Below are 19,508 nucleotides of genomic sequence, written 5' to 3' on the forward strand. Positions count from 1 at the left end.
CCCATCGGCCGCGGTTCGCCCTGGCATCGGCGGCCGTCGGGCGTTGCCAGGCAGACATCGGTACGGGACGATCGTGCGACACGCGACGGTGGGAGAAGAGTGCTCAGCAGCGATACCTTCAGCTACACCGTCCAGGCCCGGTGCACGCTGGCCGACGCCGCGGCGATGCTCAGCGACCTGACCCGACAGGGCGAACTGCATCCGCTGATCGTCCAGGTCCGCCAACTGCCGCCCCGACCCGGCGCCCGGGCCAGCTACACGATCAACGACAGGCTGGTGGCCGGCCCACTGCGCTTCCGGACCACGTACCACGCGGACGTGCTGATCAGCGAGCACGACGAGATCGTCACGGTGGCCCGCCAGTGGCCCGCCACCACGGTGCGCAACCACACGCGACTGCGCGCCGAGCCGGAGGGTCTGGTCCGGATCGACGTCGAGATCACCCTGACCGCGCCGACGCCGCTGTTCCGGTACGCGTTCCGCCAGGCGCGGGCCGCTCACCTCGCCCTCGCCGCCCGCCTCGGCCCGGCCCTCGACCGAGCCGGTGACCCACCACCCCCAGCCTGACCGCCCCCGCCCCGCCGCCCCCGGCCTGGCCCCTCCACGCCGCCGTCCCGCCTCATGATCGTGCTCGATCCAGGATGTAGTGGCCTGCGGGCGTCGGGAGGCCACTACATCCTGGTTTTAGCGCGATCTCGGCGGCGCGATCTCGGCAGCCTGGTCGTGGTGGCGCGGTCACGGGTTGCGGCCGTGGCCTGCCAGGGCGGGTCGGGCGGCGGGACGTCGGCCCCACGGCTTGTACGTGGACAGCACCGTCGCGATGATCATCAAGGTCGTCGACACCGCCGGCGCGATGACCAGGTCCACGCGGTCCCGGGCGGGGAGGGTGGCGCCCACCGCACCGGCGTGCCGCAGATTCGGCGTGAGCAGGAACAACACCAGCCCGACCATCACCGTGGTGAGCACGAGCTTGGCCAGCACCCAGCGATGGCGCCACAGCCCCCACGGGGTGAGTAGCGCGCTGGCGACCCCGATCAGCCAGACCAGGACGCTCAGCGGCGCGAACAGCACCGTGCCGACCAGCGCCGTGACCGGGTAGACCACCGCCGGGTCGGCGCCCCGCTGCACGGCGATGCCGAGGGTGAGGAGCACCAGGTCGGCGCCGAGCCAGCCGAGCGAGGTGACCAGGTGCAGGGTGAGGAGCCCCTTGCGGGCGGTGGGTGGGATCCGACGCATACCGCGATGCTGCCCGCCGACCCGCGCCGGGTCGTCCGACCGCCGACGACATCCGGGGTACGCCCGGCGACGTACCCCGGCCCGGCGACACCATCCTGATCAACACGACAATCGCCGACTCCGGGGTATCCCGTCGTCCGGACACCCCGGAGTCGGCGACCGCGAGTGGATCACCCCCGGACCGGTCCGGGGGAGCCGTCGGGTGGGTCAGTAGACCGACAGGTGTACGTGGTTGGTGTGGTCGGTGGACGGGGTCCCGCTCGCGCCGCTGTACGACTTCCACCCGCTGCTGGGCAGCCAGATCTGCCGGTACCAGATCACGTACAGCACGGCGAGCCGGTCGGCGTTGCGGATGAAGTACGCGGCCAGGTTGTTGCCGTACGTCTTGTCGCCGCCGGTGGCGTTGCCGCCGAAGCCGCTCGCCTGGGCGGCGAAGTCGCAGGCCCGGCCCTTGGGATGTTCACCGGAGCCGCTGGGGCGGTGACAGGAGACGTACCGGGTGAAGCCGGCGGCCTTGGCCTGGTTGAGCGCGTGCAGGGTGCGCGGGGTGATGCAGCCGTTGGCGGGGGTGGGGTCGTTGACGCTGCACGACTCGGATGGCCAGGAGCCGTCGGAGTTGCGGGGTGCCGCCTTCGCGTTGGCGGTGGAGGTGCCCCGGTTGGAGCCGCTGTCGGCGGTGGGCTGCGGCTTGGGGGTGTTGGCCACGGTCAGGGCCCGTTCGGCCTGGTCCTTGCGCTTGGCCATCACCGCGACCTGCTTGCGCTGTTCGGTGATCTCGCCGTTCAGGGCGGTCCGGGTGCGGTTGGCCTGGTCCTTGGTGGCGAGCAGATCGCGCAGCACTCGGTCCTCGTTGGCGGCCACCGCCTCCAGGGCGGCGGCCCGGTCCATGAAGCCCTCCGGGCTGTTGCTGTTGAGTAGCGCCGACACCGCGCCGAGCCGGCCGGTGCGGTACGCCACGCCGGCGATCTGACCGACCTTGCCGTCGCGCTGGGCCAGCTCGACCTCGATGGTCTTCAGTTGGGTGGCGAGTTGCTGCTGCCGCTGCACGGAGGTGTCCAGAGCGCGCTTCGCGTCCAGGTAGCCCTTGCTGGCTGCCTCGAGTTGGGCGCGGAGCGAGGGGGTGCCGCCCTCCTCGTCGGAGTCGGGTGCGGCTGCGGCCCGCAGGCCGGTCGGGGGAGCGGCCGAGGCGGTGCCGGCCGGGATCGCGACGCCGAGGGCGAACATCGCGACGATCAGGGCCGCCAGTCGGGCGGCGGGTGGTCGTGCTGGTGCCACTGCGCATGTCCTTCCGTCAGCCGCCGACCGGGTTAGCTGACGGGTTCGGGACGGAAGATCCCTACCGCTGACGCGGATGCACCCCAGGAACGTGGTTCCCCGGTTCGCCCGGTTGGGCGATTAGGCGGCGGCCGCCACCGGCGCCTGGAGGGCGCCGCCTGGTGGAGGCCGGGACCGAGCCTACCGGTGCGGGTGGGGCGGCTGCAGCCGATGTGACGGACGGTGCGTACGTCGTCACGAGAAAAGTGTCACCACTCGATCGAGCCGCAGGCTCCGGAGGCGGCGCCGGGCTCGATCTGCAACGTCGCGTGTTCGATCCGGAAGTCGTCGTGCAGGGCGGTACGCGCTGCGGTGAGCACCGCGCCGACCTCGGCGCCGGGTGCCATGGTCAGGTGCGCGGAGGCCACGTCCATGCCGGAGGTGAGCGTCCAGACGTGCAGGTCGTGCACCTCGACCACCCCGGGGACCGCGGCCAGCCGGTCGTGCACGGCGGTCACCTGGAGGTGCTCCGGGGCGGCCTGCACCAGGATGCGGACGGCGGCCCGTGCCAGCCGCCAGGTGCGCGGCAGGATGAACACGCCGATGGCGACGGCGACCAGTGGGTCGGCCCACCACCAGTCGGTGACGGAGATGAGGAGCGCCGCGCCGATCACGCCGAGTGAGCCCAGCAGGTCGCCGAGCACCTCCAGGTAGGCGCCCTGGATGTTGATGCTCTCCCGGGCTCCGGCGCGGAGCAGGGCGAAGGCGGCGATGTTGGCGAGCAGGCCGAGCACGGCCACCACGAGCATCGGGCCGGCGACGACCTCGTGCGGGTCGCCGAAGCGGCGGATCGCGGTGATCAACACGTAGATCGCGACGCCGGAGAGCAGAACGGCGTTGGCCAGCGCGGCGAGGACCTCGAGTCGGTAGAGCCCGAAGGTGCGCTGGGGGTCGATGGTGGCCCGGCGGGTCGCGGTGATCGCGGCGAGCGCCATCCCGATGCCGAGCACGTCGGTGAACATGTGTCCGGCGTCGGAGAGCAGGGCGAGTGAACCGGTGTGCAGGGCGGTCACCGCCTCGACCACCATCAGGGCGGCGAGCAGCCCGAATGCCGCCCAGAGTCGACCCCTGTGCTGGTGTGCGGCATTGGCGACCGACCCATGGTGGTGGTCATGACCTGCGCCCACGAGATCCACCTTCCGCCGCCGGTTGGGGCCCGGTCAAATGTATGCTCACATCGCTATGTATGCAAGTGTGGCGTGGACCGCTGGTCCGCCGGGCGAGACGCGCCGGATCAGCCGGTTGGATCGATGGTGGTGAGCCGTTGCGTGGCCCGGGAGAGCGCCACGTACAGGGTGCGTACCCCCGCACCCGGATCCGCCCGGATCTCGCTCGGGGCGACGAGCACGACCCCGTCGTACTCCATGCCCTTGGCCTCCAGGCTGGTCACCACCTGGAGGCGCGGCGCGTCGAGCGCGGCGAGCCAACCGGCGACCTCGTCGCGGCGGGGGACCGGCGTGATCACCCCGACCGTGCCCTCCACCTCGGCCAGCAGCCCGGCGGCCGCCTTCACGACGGCGGTCTCCAACCCGCTCGCGGGCACCACCAGCTCGACCGGATCGACCCCGGTGGAGCGCACCGCGGTCGGCAGCGGCAGGTCGGGGTAGAGCCGGCGGATCTCCGCCGCCGCCACCGCGAAGATCTCCGCGGAGTTGCGGTAGTTGGTGGTGAGCGTGAAATCGTGCCGCCTACGCCGGCCCAGCGCCTGGTCCCGGGCCCGGGTCAGCTCCTCCGGATCGCCGGTCCACGCGGTCTGCGCGGGGTCGCCCACCACCGTCCAGGAGGCCAGGCTGCCGCGCCGTCCGACCATCCGCCACTGCATCGGCGAGACGTCCTGTGCCTCGTCCACCACCACGTGCGCGTAGTCCCGGTAGTCCTCCGGACGCTCCCGGGCCGCCGCCCGGGCCGCCCGCTGCCGCTCGCTCGCGGTGGTCAGCTCGCGTACGCCGCCAGCGAGCTGGAACGGGTCGCGGCGGGCCTTGGCCGGCTGCGCCGGCTTGCCGAGCAGGGCGTCCAACTCGTCGAGCAGCGCGATGTCGGCGATGGTCAACCCGTCGGATTCCAGGCTCCGGTACGCGGCGCCGAGCAGCCGGATCTCCGCGGAGGAGAGGATCCCGCCCGCGTACCGGCGCAGCCGCTCCGGCCGGGCCAGCCAGCCGAGCACGTGCCGGGGGTGCAGCCGGGGCCACCACGCCTTGAGGAACTCGCGGAACTCGGCCCGGTCGGCGATCTCCGCCTCGAAGGTCCGCTGGTCCGGCAGGCGAACGCCCACCTCGCGGGCCTGCGCCCAGAGCGCGGCGAACACCCCGTCGAAGCCGGCCCGGCGCACCTCGTTGCGACGGGCGCCGCGGTGCAGCGCGCGGTCCCGGATCCGGTCCAGTGCGGCCCGGTCCAGCCGCAGCAGCGTGCCCCGGTAGAGCAGCCGCAGCTCACCCGGGCCGTCCGGAACCGCGTCCCGGACCGCGCGTTCCAGCACCCGACGCATCCGCAGCGAGCCCTTCACCGCCGCCACCTCGGGCGGGTCGGTGCGGGTGGCGGTCATCCCCGGAAACAGAGTGCCCAGCGAGTGCAGGGTGGCGGTGTCCTCGCCGAGCGAGGGCAGCACCGAGGCGATGTACTCGACGAAGACCCCCGACGGGCCGACCACCAGGATCCCGCCCCCGGCGTAGCGGCTGCGCTCGGAATAGAGCAGGAACGCCGCCCGGTGCAGGGCGACCGCGGTCTTGCCGGTGCCCGGGCCGCCCGCGACGATCGTCACCCCGGAGCCGGGAGAACGGATCGCCTCGTCCTGCTCTCGCTGGATTGTCGCCACGATGTCGCGCATGCCCCGGCCGGTCGCCTTGGACAGGGTGGCCAGCAGGGCGCCGTCGCCGACGACCGTCATCCCCTCCGGGGCGGCGGTCGGGTCCAGCAGGTCGTCCTCGATCCGGGTGACCCGCTCGGCACGGGACTGGATCGTGCGGCGACGCACCACGTCCAGTGGCTGCGCCGGCGTGGCCTGGTAGAAGGCGGCGGCGGCGGGTGCCCGCCAGTCGACGACGAGCGTGCTGGCGTCCTCGTCCCGGATCCCGAGTCGCCCCACGTGCAGCACCTGCCGGTCCCGCAGGTCCAGCCGGCCGAAGACCAACCCCTCGTACTCGGCGTCCAGGACGTGCCGCCGCTGCGCCGCGTGGAAGACCATCGCGTCGCGCTCGACCAACGCGCCGAACGTGCCCACCCGGGCGATCCGGTAGCCGTCACGCTCGGCGCGGACCGCCGAGCGCCGCAGTTCGGCCAGTCGGGCGTACACCCGGTCGAGGTGTCGTTGCTCGACGGCGATCTCCTGCTCCAGGCCGGTCTGGTCGGTCAACACACGCTCCTTCGAAGGTCGCCGGCAGGCGGCGGAAACCGCGCAAGCCAACCGCAGAAGGGTACGGCCCCGGGCCGTGCCCGCCGCGCCCGAGGTGCGGGAACGCGCTCAGCCGCCCGTCCCGGCGGCGGCCGCGCCGGCGATCGGGGACGTCGGCCCGGTGAGTACCCGCCGCAGGACGCCGGTGAGCGCGGCGTTGACCTCGTCCGGGCGCTCCATCATCAACATGTGCCCGGCGCCCGGGCAGACGGTCAGCTCGGTGGCCGGGAGGGCCGCCGCGATCGACTCGGCGCAGGGCGGCGGGGTCAGCCGGTCCCGGTCGCCGACCAGGGCGGCGGCCGGCAGGTGCGCCAACGCGCCGAGGGTGTCCAGTCGGTGCTGGGTGCCGATGGAGGCACGGAACCCGCCGATCGAGCGCAGCGAGGCACGAGCCACCGCCGACGTCACCAGCCGGATGTCGGCCGGCTCGCAGCGGTCTCCGAACAGCATCCACCTGATGCTCGGTTGCAGCGCGTTCAGCAGCGCCCGGGGCGCTCGCCACGAGCCGCACCGGGCCAGCACACCGGCGCCTGTCGTCTCGGCCAGCCGGATCAGTCGGGCGATCCGCGGCGAGAGCCCGTAGACGGTGTGGGTGTGCCCCTCGGCGGTGGTGGACACGAAGACCAGACCGGCGGTACGGGCGGCGAAGTGCGCGGGGTGGCGGTGGGCGTACTCCATGATCGTCATGCCGCCCATCGAGTGCCCGACCAGCACCACCGGGCCGCCCGGCGCCACCGTGTCGAGCACCGCGGCCAGGTCGTCGCCGAGTTGGGCCAGGGTGGCCGAGGGCAACGCCATGCAGCTGGACCGGCCGTGGCCCCGCGCGTCGTAGGTGACCACCCGCACCGACCCGCCGACCGACGCCGCGGTGAGCGCGTCGACCTGCCGGTGCCAGGCGCGCCCGTCCAACGTCCAGCCGTGCAACAGGACGGCGGTGACCTGGGCGTCCGTCGGCCCCGTCACCTCGACGTTGAGCCGTACACCGTCGGGCATACCGACCTCGAAGCGCTCCGGCATCGTCACCTCCCCAGGGCCGCCCGGCACCACCAGTCCCTCCAATATCCGGCTACCCGCCAGGACACCACGCCAATCGCGCCGCGGCTGACATTCCCCGACCTCGCCCGTGGGGCCCGACGGCGGGCCAAGCTGGAGGACATGGGGTCGTCGGGAGCGCCCATGGGCGAGGCGTCGGGGCAGCGGCGGCAGGCCGGCGGCACTCCTCGCTCGGCACTGGCCGACCTGCTCGCCGGTAACCGGCGGTTCGTCAGCGGGCAGCCGATCCACGGGCACGACGTCACGGCCGCCGCGGCCGCCGCCTCGGGCGACCAGCAGCCGTACGCCGTGGTGCTCGGCTGCATCGACTCGCGGGTGCCGCTGGAGGCGATCTTCGACCAGACCTTCGGCGCGATCTGCGTGATCCGTACCGGTGGGCACGTCCTCGACCGGGCGGTGTGCGGGTCGATCGAGTACGTGGTCGGTCAGCTCGGCGTACCGCTGGTGCTGGTCCTCGGGCACGAGCGGTGCGGCGCGGTGGAGGCCACGGTGGCGGCGGTGCGCGCCGGGGAGCGCCCCGGTGGCTCGCTGGCGTACCTGGTGGACGAGATCGCCCCGGCGGTGACCGGGGTGGGGATCGACGACCCGGCGGTGCTGCCGCTCGCGATCCGCCGGCACGTCCGCCGGACGGTGCGCACCCTGCGCGAGGACGACCTGCTGGCCGGGCCGGTCGCCGCCGGTCGGGTGGCCGTGGCCGGCGGCCTCTACGACCTGGCCACCGGCGAGGTCGCCCTGCTCGATCCGGGCTGACCGGGACCGTGGACACGCGAAACCGCCCGCCGGGACTCCCGACGGGCGGTTTCGATGATGCGGTGGGGGAGGGCTCAGCCCTCGAAGACACCGGCCGCGACCAGGCGCTTCTCGGTGGCCTCCCAGCCGTCACCCGGGTGGGTGACAGCCAGGTTGTTGATCTCGGCCCGGATCTTGGCGGCGTGGCCGGCGGCGGCCAGCACGCGGATCTCCTCGACGAAGGCGTCGGAGTCCGTGCGCAGGTGCGCGGTCTTGCCGTTGGTCAGGTTCCGCACGTAGGCGTGCTTGCCGCCGTTGAGCGGGATGAGGTACTTGAACTCGCCCAGCACGCTGAGGGCGCCACCCTGGCCAGCCTGGCCGGCCCGGACGGACGCGCGCGCGGTCTTAGAGGTGTTGCTCGCCACGGAGGTACTCCTTGCAAGACGTACGGGAGGACTGGACGTCCGGGGGCTGTGTGCGGGCCACACTGCGCTCGGCCCGCGAAGGTGTAACGCGGCATAAGCCGCCGGTGGAACTGTACAGGACCACGACATCATGCTGGTCGTCGCGGTGTCCTGAGAGGTAACCGCAGCCACCCGTCCGGCTATTCCGGCCGGCGTTTTTTCCGATTCCCTGGCGCACCACGCGTCACAGGAGTCATCATGTGTTGCAGCAGCCACCTGGGTGGACGAGGTCGTAGGGGAAGACGCACCTCGCTCTCCCGGGAGGTCACCGTGCCAACGCGTGGCGTCGTATACGTCCATTCGACCCCGCTCGCCGTGTGCTCACACGTCGAGTGGGCGATCGCGCGCGTCCTAGCCGCGCCGGTCAACCTGCAGTGGACGGCTCAGCCCGTCGACCCCGGCGCACGCCGGGCCGAGTGCGGGTGGACCGGTCGTCCGGGGACGGGCGCCGAGCTGGCTGTTGCCCTCCGGCAGTGGCCCATGATCCGTTTCGAGGTCACCGAGGAGCCGAGTCCCGGTGTCGACGGCGAGCGGTTCATGTACGTGCCCGCGCGGGGTCTGTTCCGGGCCACCGTCGGTGTCGCGGGCGACATCCAGCTCGGCGAGGACCGGCTCCGCGCCCTGATGGTCGCCTCCCGGGCGCCTGAGGCGCTGGCACACGCTCTGGACAAGGCGCTCGGCACCGCGTGGGACGCCGACCTGGAGCCCTACCGGTACGCCGGCGACGGCGCCCCGGTGACCTTGCTCACCCGCGTGGGCTGACCCGGTCGCCCGTCCGCTGGCCGTACGCGTCGGGCCGGGCGCGACCGGTAAGGTCAAGTTGCCCCGATAAGGGAGAAGCTGGTGGGATGGGCGGCGTGTCGAATCGCCCCTGGCGCGCCACCGTCGCAGTCGCCGCCCTGACCGCCCTGCTCGTCTCCGGCTGCTCGGGTGCCGCCGAGCGCCCCACGCCGACGGCCAGCCCGGTCGGCGCGTCCGCCGCCCCGAGCGCCCCCGCCGCGACGCCGGCCAGCGACCCCGCCGCCCGTGCCGCGGCGCTTGTCGCCACGCTGTCCGACGAAGATCTTGTCGGTCAGGTGCTGATGCCGTACGCCTACGGCGACTCGGCGACGAAGGTCTCCGCCGGCTCGGCCGCCGGCAACCAGGCCCTCGCCGGGGTCGACACCCCCGCCGACATGATCACCAAGTACCGGCTGGGCGGCCTGATCCTGGTCGGCTTCAGCGCCGACGACCCGACCAAGGGCAACCAGGAGACCACGAACGTCGACAACCCGAAGCAGGTGCACGAACTCACCAGCGGGCTGCGTGCCGCCGCCGGTCGGCTCGCCGCCGGCCCCGCGCCACTCCTGGTCGGCACCGACCAGGAGTACGGCGTCGTCACCCGGGTGACCGACGGGGTCACCGTGCTGCCCAGCGCCCTCGCGGCGGGCGCGGCTGGCGACCCGAAGCTGACCGAGGCCGCCTGGCGGGCCGCCGGTGCCGAGCTGGCGGCGATGGGGATCAACGTCGACTTCGCCCCGGTGGCCGACGTGCTGGCCACCCGCAGCACCGTGATCGGCTCCCGTTCGTTCGGCGCCGACCCGAAGCAGGCCGCGGCGCAGGTGGGTGGCGCCGTCCGCGGCCTCCAGGCGGAGGGTGTCGCGGCCACCCTGAAGCACTTCCCCGGGCACGGCCACAGCGCCGACGACTCGCACCAGGATCTGCCGGTGCTCACCCAGTCGGCCGCGGCGTTGCAGAGCGGCGCCTGGCCGCCGTTCACCGCCGGCATCGACGCCGGGGCGATGGCGGTGATGTCCGGGCACCTGGACGCGCGCGCGATCGACCCGGGGACCCCGGCGACGTTCTCCCACAAGCTGCTCACCGACGTGTTGCGCGGTCAGCTCGGCTTCAAGGGCGTGGTGATCACCGACGGGATGAACATGCCGCCCGCGAAGCGCTGGGCTCCCGGCGAGGCGGCGGTCCGGGCGCTCAACGCCGGCAACGACCTCATCCTGATGACCCCGAACGTCGGTCAGGCGTACGACGGGCTGCTCGCCGCTCTGCGCGGCGGGTCGCTGCCCCGGACCCGGCTGGTCGAGGCGGTCACCCGGGTGCTGACCATGAAGTTCCGGCTTGCGGAGACCCCCGCCGCGCAGATGTCCACGCTCAACGCCCCGGCTCACCGCGCCGCGGCCGACGCGCTGGCCGCCGCCGCCGTCACCGTGCTGCGCGGCACCTGCGGCGCCCCGGTACGCGGGCCGGTCACCGTCACCTCCTCCGGCGGTCGGGACGGCACCCGCGCCGCGCTCACCGCCGCGCTGACCGCCGCCGGGGTGCAGGTCAAGCCCAGCGGCGGCACGATCGTGCACCTGGTGGGCTACGGCGACGGCGCCAAGGACCTGCGCGCCGACGCGGCGGTCACGGTCGCCATGGACACCCCGTACGTGCTGAGTGGTGCGACGTCACCGACGCTGCTGGCCACCTACTCCTCCAGCCGGGCGTCCATGACCGGGCTGGCCGCCGTGCTGGCCGGCAAGGCCCGGCCGGGCGGACGGTCCCCGGTGACCGTCCCCGGACTGCCCGCCACGACCTGTGGCACCTGACCGGTCGGCGCGGACCGGTCGGCACCCACCTCACTCGCTCTTCGCGAGCCCTCGCACCGCGAGCCGATACGCCGGCAGCACGTCGGTCCGTTCGACGATCAGCCCCTCGCTGACCTCGAAGACCAGCGTCTGACCCGCCGACTGGACGGCCAGCGCCCAGTTTCGCGACTCCTCCTCGGCCAGCGCGTCGGTGGCGAGCCAGGTCATCTCGGTGGCGTCGAAGCCGCCGGCGCGCAGGTCGCGGAACTGCTGGCCGGCAACTTTCTCGCCGCCTCCGGTGGCGTAACTCTCCAGCGCGGCGCGCGGGGTGACCGTCGGTGAGTCCGCCGCCCAGATCCGCAGGAACCCGCCACCGGCCGCCCGGCCGTCCACCTCGCAGCGCACGGTGGTGCCGCCGCGTTTGGTGAGCGCCTCGCCGACCAGTTCGGCCAGCTCGCCCTTGGGCGGCTCGATCGCCTTGGCCGTCCACCCTTCGGCCAGCGGAAACGACACAGGTACCGGGCAGGGGGAACCCGGGCCGCCGGCGGTGCCGCTGGGCGATGCCGGGGCCACCTCGTCGTACCAGGGCTCGCCCGTGGCCTGCGGGGCCGGGCCGCCGGCCGCGGGCCGGGCGGGAGCGGCGGCGTCGTCGCCGCAACCGGCCAGCAGGCCGAGGGCGAGCGCCGCCGACACGGCGACGCGGGTACGAGTGTGCATGGTGGTGGTCCCCGTCAATTGATCTACAGTCGGCCCATCCAATCCGTGCGGTGTTTCCATGTCAACAGGGGATCGTGTGCCCGCGCGACGGAAATCGGGTCGCCGCCGCCCCGCTCGGTCTGACAACCTCACCGCATGGGAGAGGCAGCGGGATTCCGGCACACGCAGCGGGCGGACGGCACGGTGGTGATCACCCACCACGGACGGGTCGCCGGCACGTTGCGCGGCGCTCGGGCCGCGGAGTTCCTCGCCGAGGTCGACGACGACCCGCAGCTGGTGATGGCCCGCTGGACCGGCAACTACCGCCACGGCAACGAGCGCACCGCGAAACAGCACCCCCGCAACCGCGGCTGAACGACGCAGGGCCCCTCCTCGACGAGGAGAGGCCCTGCGCGCAGCGTCTCAGGGACGGGCGAAGACGAGCGCCACGTTGTGGCCGCCGAAGCCGAACGCGTTGTTCAACGCGGCCGGGATCTCCATGTGGCGGGCCTTGTGCGCCGCGACATCCAGCGTGAGACCGGGCTCCGGGTCGTCGAGGTTGATCGTCGGAGGGACGACACTGTCGCGGATCGCCAGGATGGTGGCGATCGACTCCAGCGCGCCGGCCGCACCGAGCAGGTGACCGGTCATCGACTTCGTCGCGGACAGCACCGGGTGGTCGCCGAGCGCCTTGTGCAGCCCGCCGATCTCCAGCATGTCACCGACCGGCGTCGAGGTGGCGTGCGCGTTGACGTGCACGATGTCCCGCTTGGCCACGTCTGCGTCCGCGATCGCCTTGGCGATGGCCCGGATGGCGCCCTCGCCCTCGGCGTGCGGCTGCACGATGTCGTACGCGTCGGACGTGATGCCGGCGCCGGCGAGGCGCGCGTACACCCGGGCGCCCCGGGCCGCGGCGTGCTCGGCCCGCTCCAGCACCAGGATGCCGGCGCCCTCGCCGAGGACGAAGCCGTCGCGGCCCCGGTCCCACGGGCGGGAGGCGCGCTCGGGCTCGTCGTTGCGGGTCGACATGGCCCGCATCGAGCTGAAGCCGGCGATCGGCAGCGGGTGGATGACCGCCTCGGTGCCGCCGGCCACCACCACGTCGGCCCGGCCGGAACGGATGATGTCCAGGCCCAGCGCGATCGCCTCGGCGCCGGTGGCGCAGGCGCTGGCCACCGCGTGCACCCCGGCCTTGGCGCCCAACTCCAGCCCGACCCAGGCGGCCGGACCGTTCGGCATCAGCATCGGGATCGTGTGCGGGGAGACCCGCCGTGGCCCGGACGCTTCGAGGATGTCGTCCTGGGCGAGCAGGGTGGTGGCACCGCCGATGCCGGAGCCGACGCTGACGGCCAGCCGCTCCCCGTCGAGGTCGGAGCCGGCGAGGCCGGCGTCCGCCCAGGCCTGCTGCGCCGCGATGATCGCGATCGCCTCGGAACGGTCCAGTCGGCGCAGGCGGATCCGGTCCAGCACCTCGGACGGCTCCACGGCCAACTGGGCGGCGATCCGGACCGGCAGTTGCGCGGCCCACTCCTGGGTGAGGGCACTCACCCCGGAGCGGCCGGCGAGCATGGCGTCCCAGGTCGACGCGACGTCCCCGCCGAGCGGGGTCGTCGCGCCGAGCCCGGTGACGACGACGTCAGGACGACTCATGATCAGGACTGCGCCGCGATGTAGCTGACGGCGTCACCGACGGTCTTGAGGTTCTGCACCTCGTTGTCCGGGATCTTGACGCCGAACTTCTCCTCGGCGGCCACCACGACCTCGACCATGGAGAGCGAGTCGACGTCGAGGTCGTCGGTGAAGGACTTCCCCTCGGCCACGTCGTCCGGGTTCACTCCGGCAACCTCTTCGAGGATCTCGGCGAGGCCGGTGGTGATCTCGTCACGGGTCATTGCGGTTGGTTCCTTTCATCGGGGTTGTCCGACGGACGGCGTCGCCGACCGCCACTCCTCGACGCGTACGCGTCGAAGGGGGTCTTCAGGGGCAGCGGACGACCTGACCGGCGTAGGTCAGGCCGCCGCCGAAGCCGAACAGCAGCACCGGTGCGCCCGAGGGCACCTCCCGGCGCTCGACCAGCTTGGACAGGGCCAGCGGCACGCTCGCGGCGGAGGTGTTGCCGGACTCGACGATGTCCTTCGCGATGATCGCGTTGGGGATGTTGAGGCGCTTGGCGATGCCGTCGATGATCCGGGAGTTGGCCTGGTGCGGCACGAACGCGGCCAGCTCCGACGGGTCGACCCCGGCCCGCTCGCAGGCCTGCAGGGCGAGCGGCGCCAGCTCGGTGGTGGCCCAGCGGAACACCGCCTGTCCCTCCTGCTGGACGTACGGGCGCCAGCCCTCGATGCGGACCGCGTCGCTCTTCTCCGGCACCGAACCCCAGACCACCGGCCCGATCCCGGACGGCTCGTCGTCGGCGGTGGCCGTGACCACCGCCGCACCGGCGCCGTCGGCGAAGATGATGCAGGTGGAACGGTCGGTCCAGTCGGTGAAGTCGGACAGCTTCTCCGCCCCGATGACGATCGCGTTGCGCGACGCGCCGGCCCGGATGGCGTGGTCGACGGTGCCCAGCGCGTACGCGAAGCCCGAGCAGGCGGTGTTCAGGTCGTACGCGCCCGGGGCGGTGATGCCCAGCTTGGCGGCGACCCGGCAGGCCACGTTGGGGCTGCGGTCGATCGACGTGCAGGTGGCGACCACGACCAGGTCGATGTCGGCGGCGCTCAGACCCGAGTTGGCCAGCGCCTTGCCGGCGGCGGCGGCGGCCATGTCGGCCACCGTCTCGGTGTCGGCGATCCGCCGGCTGACGATGCCGACGCGGTCGCGGATCCACTCGTCGTTGGTGTCGACGAGCTGGGCGATGTCGTCGTTGGTCACCACCCGGGACGGCTGGTAGTGCCCCATCGAGACGATGCGACTGCCAGTCATGAACGACCTCCGATGCGGGCGATCAGGTCCCGTGCGGCCGGCAGGTCGTCCGGGGTGTTCAGGGTGACGATCTCCGGCGCGCCCTCGCCCTTGAGGTCTCGCTTGACCAGCCCGGCGAGAGTGCCGGCCGGTGGTAGTTCGATCACGCCGGTGACCCCGAGGTCGGCCAGCGTACGCATGCACAGATCCCAGCGCACCGGCGCGGTGACCTGGCGGACCAGGCGCCGCACCAGCTCGGGGCCGTTGTCGACGGCGGTGCCGTCGAGGTTCGACAGCAGGATCCGGACCGGGTCGGCGGGGGTGATCTCGGCGGCGACGGCGGCGAGCGCGGTCTCCGCCGGGGCCATGTACGGGGTGTGGAACGCGCCGGCCACCTTGAGTCGGATGACCCGGGCACGGGCGGGCGGCTCGGCGGCGAGCTTGTCGAGCCCGTCCAGCGCGCCCGCGGCGACGGTCTGCCCGGCGCCGTTTCGGTTGGCCGGGTACAGCCCGTGCGTCGTGATCGCGGTGAGCACCTCGTCCGGGTCGCCGCCCAGCACGGCGGCCATGCCGGTCGGCTCCAGCGCGCAGGCGGCGGCCATCTCCCGGCCGCGTACGCCGGCGAGGGTGATCGCGGCTTCCGGGGTCAGCACGCCGGCGACGGCGGCGGCACCCAACTCGCCGACGCTGTGCCCGGCGGTGAGTCCGACGCCGTCCAGGGGCAGGTGTTCGGCCGCGAGCAACGCCGCCGCGACCAGCAGCGGCTGGGTGCGGGCGGTGTCCATGATCTCGTCCGCGTCGGCGGCGGTGCCCAGGTGCACCAGATCGACCCCGGCCAACGCCGACCACTCGCGCAGCCGCGCCTCGGTGCCGGTCAGGTCGAGCCAGGGGGTCAGGAAGCCGGGTTTCTGAGAACCCTGGCCGGGACTAAGTACGGCGAGCACGCCTAAGACTCTCCCGGATTCGCGCGGGTAACGCTGTGCCGCCTTCGACCAAACCGCACTAGAACCTTTGGAGGTTTCCTACAAAAATCGGCGAGGATCATCCTCGTTTTGTGCCGTTTTCCGGTTGGCCGGGGTCATTGTCTGGGTCGGTCCGGTCGAGGAGAGCGGGACGACCGGGTCCAACCGCCCCACGGTCAGCGCGACCTGAAGCGCGAACGCGTCCCGGGGCGACAGCGGCGAGAAGCCGGTCACCTCGGCGATCCGCCGCAGCCGGTAACGCACCGTGTTCGGATGGACGAACAACGCGCGGGCGGCGCTCTCCAGCGTGCCACCGGCGGCCAGGAAGGCGTCGAGCGTCGCCAGCAACTCGCCGCCGGCGCGCACCAGCGTCGCGTACACGTCGTGGCGCAACCGTCGACGAGCCTCCGCGTCGCCGGCCAGGGCCCGCTCCGGCAGCAGATCCGCGGCCGGCACCGGGCGGGGAGCACCGGGCCAGGCCGGCGCGGCCCGGAAACCGGACAACGCGGCCCGCGCCGACTCGGTCGCCTCGTCCAGACTCGGTACGGCCGGACCGACCACCACCGGCCCGTCGCCGAACGCGCCGAGGAGTTTGGCGGTGGCGGTCAACGGGTCCGCCGCCCCGCCCAACACGATGACCAACCGGTCGCCGTGCACCCCGCCGATCACCTCCACACCGATCCGGCGGGCCTGCCGATAGACCACGTGCAGCACCGCGGAGACCTCCCCACCGGGGGAGCGACCGACCGCCACCGCCACCGGCGGCGCGTCCGCCCAGCCGAGCGCGGCGGCCCGACTGGCCAGCACATCGGGTGAGTCACCGCGCAACAGCGCGTCGACGAGCAGGGCCTGCAACCGGGCGTCCCACGCACCACGCGACTCGGCCGCCCGCGCGTACACCCGGGCGGCGGCGAACGCGATCTCCCGGGAGAAGCGCAGCACCGCTTCGCGTAGCTGCTGCTCCTCACCCTCGGCGGCCAGGTGCGACACCTGCTCCTCGACCACGTCGATGGTCACCTTGATCAACGCGACGGTCTGCTGGAGGGTGATCGACCGGGCCAGCGCCTGCGGGGCGGCGGCGAAGACCTCGTCCGAGACCTCCTGGGTGCTGTCCGCCGTGCCACCACCCTCGCTCAACCACTGCACCAGCGACCGGGCGCCCGCCTGGGCCACCAGCATCACCCAGGAGCGCTGGTCGGCCGGGAGCGCCCGGAACCACGGCAGCGTCTCGTCCATCCGGGCCACGCTGGAGGTGGCCAACGCCCCCGCCGAACGCTCGATCCGGCGCAGCGTGGCCGCCAGCTCTCCACCCCCCGGCGTACTCACCGCCCTAGCCTGACACGTCGTGAGCAGGCCATCCACGTCGGCACCGGTCAGCGGGTCGCCGGGAGCACGCGTCGACCGGCGCCCTTCACCGAAGTGTTGAGCACTCGGCCGGGGCTGTGCAGGAAACACCAGGCGCCGGCGCCCGCCTGCCACTCGGGCTCGGTCGTCGGGAAGAGCGCCGCCACCTCGAACCGGTCGCCCAGGTCCCGCTCCGGCAGCCCGACGTGTTGCGCGATCCGTGACCGGCAACCCGCCTCCATGACCTCGTCGGTGACCTCGCCGGCCTCCGGACCGGGCCGCCAGAGGCCGGCGAACTCGGTGGCGTGCGGCCCGGTGCAGTCGGTTGGCGGCAGGTTGACGCCGCTGGCGGTCTCCTCCGGTTCGGTGAAGCAGCTCAGCCGCAGCGGCGAGTCACCGGTCAGGGCGCCGGCCAGGGTGTTGGCCCGGGGATTCGGAAACCACCGGTCCACCGCATGCATCTCCAGCAGGTCGCAGCGGTACCACCGCTCACCCGCATCCCAACGGGCCGCCGACGGGGTCAGCACCCGCATCGCCAGCCGTGACTCGCGCCACTCGCCGCCCAGGAACAGGGCAGCCTCGGCGTCGCAGGACTTGTACGCCCGCCCGATGCCCTCGCTGTCGGCGGGCGGTGGCTTCGACGCGTCGGCGTCCGCGCCACCGAACAGGCCGGCCAGAAAGGTCTCCGTCTCGTGCTTCGACGAGCAGGGGATCGGCGTGTACGCCTCCGGGCTGCGCTCGTCGGAGGCGGTGGCATGGCACACCCCGGCCTCGGGCATGAGGAACGAGGATGGTTCCTCGGCGAGGATGGCGTCGCAACCGCCCGCGCCCATGATCAACACCGTCAGGGCCGTCGTCCCCCACCACCGTCGCACGGTCTCCCCATTCTCAGCGGCCGACATCGACGTCGGTGGCGCGCAGCGTACGGCAGGCAGGCGGTCCGTCGGCGTCCGGAGTGGACGCGGGGACTCACGGTTGCGGGGGAGCGGGCAACCCCAGCTCCTGGGCCAGGATCGCGGCCTGTACCCGGCTGCGCAGCCCCAGTTTCGCCAGGATCCGGCTCACGTGCGTCTTGGTGGTGCTCTCCGCCAGCACCAGCCGGTCGGCGATCTGCTGGTTGGACAGGCCCAGGCCGAGGCAGGCCAACACGTCGCGTTCCCGCGGGGTGAGGGTGCCCAGCGCGGCCCGGGTGTCCGCCGACGCGCCCGGTGCGGTGGCCGCGAAGGCGGCGATCAACCGGCGGGTCACCGCAGGGGCGATGAACCCGTCGCCGCTCGCCACCGTCCGCACCGCGGCCACCAGGCCCTCGGCGTCGGTGTCCTTGAGCAGGAACCCGGCCGCACCGGCGCGCAGCGCGCCGAAGACGTACTCGTCGAGGTCGAAGGTGGTGAGCACCAGCACGTCGGCGAGTAGTTCGGCGACGATCGCCCGGGTCGCGGAGATCCCGTCCCGGCGGGGCATGCGAACGTCCAGCACGGCCACGTCCGGGCGCAACTCCCGGCACAGCCGGACCGCCTCGTCGCCGTCGGCCGCCTCGCCGACCACCGTCAGGCCGGCGGCGGCGCCCAGGATCAGGGCCAGGCCGGCGCGTACCGCCGGCTGGTCGTCGGCAAGCACCACCCGCACCGTCGCGTCGTCCGCCGGCCCGGTCACCCGACCTCCCCGGTGGGCAGGGCGGCCCGGACCTGCCAGCGCCCGTCCTGCGGCCCGGCGGTGAACCGCCCGGCCAGCAGCGTGGCCCGCTCCCGCATCCCGATCAGCCCGGCTCCGGCGCCCGGCAACCCGGCGCCGGGTGCGCGCACCGGATTCTCCACCGTCACCACCACCTCCGCCGGCCGGTACGCGATGGTCAGCTCCGCCTCACCCGTGCCGTGCTTGAGCGCGTTGGTCAGCGACTCCTGCACGATCCGGTACGCGGCGAGGTCCACCCCCACCGGCAGCGGGCCGGGGGTGCCGTCGGTGCGCACCCGCACGGCGAGGCCGGCGGCCTGGATCCGCTCGACCAACCCGTCCGCCTCGGCGAGCCGCGCGGTGACCACCTCCGGCAGCGCCGGGCCGTCGCCCGTCGGAGCCGGCCCGCGACCGGTCGCCGGCTCGCGCAGCAGCTCGATCATCTGACGCATCTCCGCCAGGCCCTGCACGCTGCTCTCCCGGATCACCCGCAACGCCGAGGAGATCTGACCGCGGTCCAGGCCGGGTACGGACAGCACGGCGGTGGCGTGGATGGCGACCGCGCTGAGGTGGTTGGCGACGACGTCGTGCAGCTCCCGGGCCATCCGGGCCCGTTCGGCGCTGACCGCCTGCTGGCGGTCCAGCTCGGCCAGCCGGGCGGTCTGCTCGGCCCGCGCCCGTTCGGCGGCGGCCTGGTCGCGGTACTGACGCACGCTGATCCCGGTCAGGACCGGCAGCAGCCCGGCGAGCACCACCAGCACCCCGATGGTGACGCCGCGCCAGTTGTCGAGGGAGATTACGCCGACGACGGCACCGACGAGGCTCAGTCCGATGGTCACCCGCAGCAGCCAACGCCACAGCCGGGGCGGGCCGTACACGCAGGCGTCGTAGAGCACCTGCGTGTAGACCAGGATCGTGCCCAGCGAGTTGCCGAGCGCGGTGTCCACCGCCAGCGCCCCGGTGCCCACGGCCAGGCTGGCGCGTGGGGCCACCCGACGCATGCCCACGGCGGCGCACATCACCAGCAGCGGCGGCAGGAACAGCGCCGAGGGCACGCCCGTGTTCGGACGGACCTGCGGCTGCCAACCCAGGGCGTAGAGGACCAGGCCGCCGGCCAGCGACGCGGCGGCGAGCGCGAGGTCGCGGCCGAGGGTGCCGGAGCCGAGCCACGGTGGCGGTCGCATGCCCA

19 protein-coding genes, 1 pseudogene and 1 riboswitch are annotated in these 19,508 nt (G+C 73.3%); of the genes and pseudogenes, 5 read left to right on the plus strand and 15 right to left on the minus strand.

Annotated elements, in window-relative coordinates:
* Positions 1-99: 99 nt before the first annotated feature.
* Positions 100-567, plus strand: a complete 468-nt coding sequence (locus tag AB0C01_RS14820; RefSeq protein ID WP_357244826.1) for an SRPBCC family protein — start codon at positions 100-102, stop codon at positions 565-567.
* Positions 568-735: 168 nt separating this feature from the next.
* On the opposite strand, the gene AB0C01_RS14825 is transcribed toward AB0C01_RS14820, so the two are convergent.
* The 5 genes from AB0C01_RS14825 to AB0C01_RS14845 form a co-directional block, all read right to left on the minus strand.
* A complete protein-coding gene (locus tag AB0C01_RS14825) occupies positions 736-1,236 on the minus strand; it encodes a hypothetical protein (protein WP_357571377.1) in 501 nt (166 codons plus the stop codon).
* A 207-nt stretch (positions 1,237-1,443) separates the two neighbouring features.
* Positions 1,444-2,460 (minus strand): hypothetical protein, encoded by a 1,017-nt coding sequence (locus AB0C01_RS14830; protein WP_357245193.1) that lies wholly within the window; start codon positions 2,458-2,460, stop codon positions 1,444-1,446.
* 56 nt (positions 2,461-2,516) lie between these two features.
* Positions 2,517-2,648: riboswitch (cyclic di-AMP (ydaO/yuaA leader) on the minus strand.
* 111 nt (positions 2,649-2,759) lie between these two features.
* Positions 2,760-3,677 (minus strand): cation diffusion facilitator family transporter, encoded by a 918-nt coding sequence (locus AB0C01_RS14835; RefSeq protein ID WP_357244830.1) that lies wholly within the window; start codon positions 3,675-3,677, stop codon positions 2,760-2,762.
* A 107-nt stretch (positions 3,678-3,784) separates the two neighbouring features.
* The gene (locus tag AB0C01_RS14840; RefSeq protein WP_357571378.1) at positions 3,785-5,899 is read right to left on the minus strand and encodes an AAA family ATPase; all 2,115 of its coding nucleotides are present in this window, start codon (positions 5,897-5,899) and stop codon (positions 3,785-3,787) included.
* A 108-nt stretch (positions 5,900-6,007) separates the two neighbouring features.
* Positions 6,008-6,955: an alpha/beta hydrolase gene (locus AB0C01_RS14845; RefSeq protein ID WP_357244834.1), complete on the minus strand. Its 948-nt coding sequence runs from the start codon at positions 6,953-6,955 to the stop codon at positions 6,008-6,010.
* A 159-nt stretch (positions 6,956-7,114) separates the two neighbouring features.
* Between AB0C01_RS14845 and AB0C01_RS14850 the strand changes: the two genes are divergently transcribed.
* Complete coding sequence (locus tag AB0C01_RS14850) at positions 7,115-7,741, plus strand: carbonic anhydrase (protein ID WP_357244836.1); 627 nt, start codon at positions 7,115-7,117, stop codon at positions 7,739-7,741.
* Positions 7,742-7,815: 74 nt separating this feature from the next.
* On the opposite strand, the gene AB0C01_RS14855 is transcribed toward AB0C01_RS14850, so the two are convergent.
* The gene (locus tag AB0C01_RS14855) at positions 7,816-8,145 is read right to left on the minus strand and encodes a hypothetical protein (protein WP_238687209.1); all 330 of its coding nucleotides are present in this window, start codon (positions 8,143-8,145) and stop codon (positions 7,816-7,818) included.
* Positions 8,146-8,454: 309 nt separating this feature from the next.
* On the opposite strand from AB0C01_RS14855, the gene AB0C01_RS14860 reads away from it, so the two are divergent.
* Positions 8,455-8,946, plus strand: coding sequence for a DUF3145 domain-containing protein (locus AB0C01_RS14860; protein ID WP_357244838.1), 492 nt, complete (start codon positions 8,455-8,457; stop codon positions 8,944-8,946).
* A gap of 86 nt (positions 8,947-9,032) precedes the next feature.
* The gene (locus tag AB0C01_RS14865; protein ID WP_357571379.1) at positions 9,033-10,766 is read left to right on the plus strand and encodes a glycoside hydrolase family 3 N-terminal domain-containing protein; all 1,734 of its coding nucleotides are present in this window, start codon (positions 9,033-9,035) and stop codon (positions 10,764-10,766) included.
* Between the two features lie 30 nt (positions 10,767-10,796).
* On the opposite strand, the gene AB0C01_RS14870 is transcribed toward AB0C01_RS14865, so the two are convergent.
* A complete protein-coding gene (locus AB0C01_RS14870; RefSeq protein WP_357244841.1) occupies positions 10,797-11,462 on the minus strand; it encodes a lipoprotein in 666 nt (221 codons plus the stop codon).
* 135 nt (positions 11,463-11,597) lie between these two features.
* On the opposite strand from AB0C01_RS14870, the gene AB0C01_RS14875 reads away from it, so the two are divergent.
* Positions 11,598-11,816, plus strand: a complete 219-nt coding sequence (locus AB0C01_RS14875; RefSeq protein ID WP_357244843.1) for a hypothetical protein — start codon at positions 11,598-11,600, stop codon at positions 11,814-11,816.
* A gap of 48 nt (positions 11,817-11,864) precedes the next feature.
* Here AB0C01_RS14875 and fabF read toward each other — a convergent pair whose 3' ends face one another.
* The 8 genes and pseudogenes from fabF to AB0C01_RS14915 form a co-directional block, all read right to left on the minus strand.
* Positions 11,865-13,091 carry a beta-ketoacyl-ACP synthase II gene (fabF, locus tag AB0C01_RS14880; protein ID WP_357244845.1) on the minus strand — a complete coding sequence of 409 codons (1,227 nt, stop codon included), beginning with the start codon at positions 13,089-13,091 and terminating at the stop codon, positions 11,865-11,867.
* Between the two features lie 2 nt (positions 13,092-13,093).
* Entirely contained in the window at positions 13,094-13,333 is a 240-nt protein-coding gene (locus AB0C01_RS14885) for an acyl carrier protein (RefSeq protein WP_030330276.1), read from the minus strand.
* An 85-nt stretch (positions 13,334-13,418) separates the two neighbouring features.
* Entirely contained in the window at positions 13,419-14,363 is a 945-nt protein-coding gene (locus AB0C01_RS14890) for a beta-ketoacyl-ACP synthase III (RefSeq protein ID WP_357244847.1), read from the minus strand.
* A gap of 14 nt (positions 14,364-14,377) precedes the next feature.
* Positions 14,378-15,286, minus strand: a pseudogene (locus tag AB0C01_RS14895) (ACP S-malonyltransferase); the annotation flags it as partial.
* A 78-nt stretch (positions 15,287-15,364) separates the two neighbouring features.
* A complete protein-coding gene (locus tag AB0C01_RS14900; protein WP_357244849.1) occupies positions 15,365-16,666 on the minus strand; it encodes a helix-turn-helix domain-containing protein in 1,302 nt (433 codons plus the stop codon).
* Between the two features lie 11 nt (positions 16,667-16,677).
* Entirely contained in the window at positions 16,678-17,481 is an 804-nt protein-coding gene (locus AB0C01_RS14905; protein WP_357244851.1) for a septum formation family protein, read from the minus strand.
* Between the two features lie 136 nt (positions 17,482-17,617).
* The gene (locus AB0C01_RS14910) at positions 17,618-18,301 is read right to left on the minus strand and encodes a response regulator transcription factor (protein ID WP_357571380.1); all 684 of its coding nucleotides are present in this window, start codon (positions 18,299-18,301) and stop codon (positions 17,618-17,620) included.
* Positions 18,298-19,503, minus strand: a complete 1,206-nt coding sequence (locus AB0C01_RS14915) for a histidine kinase (RefSeq protein ID WP_357571381.1) — start codon at positions 19,501-19,503, stop codon at positions 18,298-18,300. The genes AB0C01_RS14910 and AB0C01_RS14915 overlap by 4 nt, the downstream gene beginning before the upstream one ends.
* Positions 19,504-19,508: the final 5 nt, after the last annotated feature.

It is taken from the genome of Micromonospora sp. NPDC048905 (genome assembly GCF_040649655.1).
Classification (GTDB): domain Bacteria; phylum Actinomycetota; class Actinomycetes; order Mycobacteriales; family Micromonosporaceae; genus Micromonospora.

Bases quoted from the DNA above. Each gene is read 5' to 3' on its own strand.
- AB0C01_RS14870 (WP_357244841.1), bottom strand. From the start codon at position 11,462: ATGCACACTCGTACCCGCGTCGCCGTGTCGGCGGCGCTCGCCCTCGGC.
- AB0C01_RS14850 (WP_357244836.1), top strand. From the start codon at position 7,115: ATGGGCGAGGCGTCGGGGCAGCGGCGGCAGGCCGGCGGCACTCCTCGC.
- AB0C01_RS14875 (WP_357244843.1), top strand. From the start codon at position 11,598: ATGGGAGAGGCAGCGGGATTCCGGCACACGCAGCGGGCGGACGGCACG.
- AB0C01_RS14825 (WP_357571377.1), bottom strand. From the start codon at position 1,236: ATGCGTCGGATCCCACCCACCGCCCGCAAGGGGCTCCTCACCCTGCAC.
- AB0C01_RS14830 (WP_357245193.1), bottom strand. From the start codon at position 2,460: ATGTTCGCCCTCGGCGTCGCGATCCCGGCCGGCACCGCCTCGGCCGCT.
- AB0C01_RS14915 (WP_357571381.1), bottom strand. From the start codon at position 19,503: ATGCGACCGCCACCGTGGCTCGGCTCCGGCACCCTCGGCCGCGACCTC.
- AB0C01_RS14905 (WP_357244851.1), bottom strand. From the start codon at position 17,481: ATGGGCGCGGGCGGTTGCGACGCCATCCTCGCCGAGGAACCATCCTCG.
- AB0C01_RS14885 (WP_030330276.1), bottom strand. From the start codon at position 13,333: ATGACCCGTGACGAGATCACCACCGGCCTCGCCGAGATCCTCGAAGAG.
- fabF (WP_357244845.1), bottom strand. From the start codon at position 13,091: ATGAGTCGTCCTGACGTCGTCGTCACCGGGCTCGGCGCGACGACCCCG.
- AB0C01_RS14890 (WP_357244847.1), bottom strand. From the start codon at position 14,363: ATGACTGGCAGTCGCATCGTCTCGATGGGGCACTACCAGCCGTCCCGG.
- AB0C01_RS14845 (WP_357244834.1), bottom strand. From the start codon at position 6,955: ATGCCGGAGCGCTTCGAGGTCGGTATGCCCGACGGTGTACGGCTCAAC.
- AB0C01_RS14865 (WP_357571379.1), top strand. From the start codon at position 9,033: ATGGGCGGCGTGTCGAATCGCCCCTGGCGCGCCACCGTCGCAGTCGCC.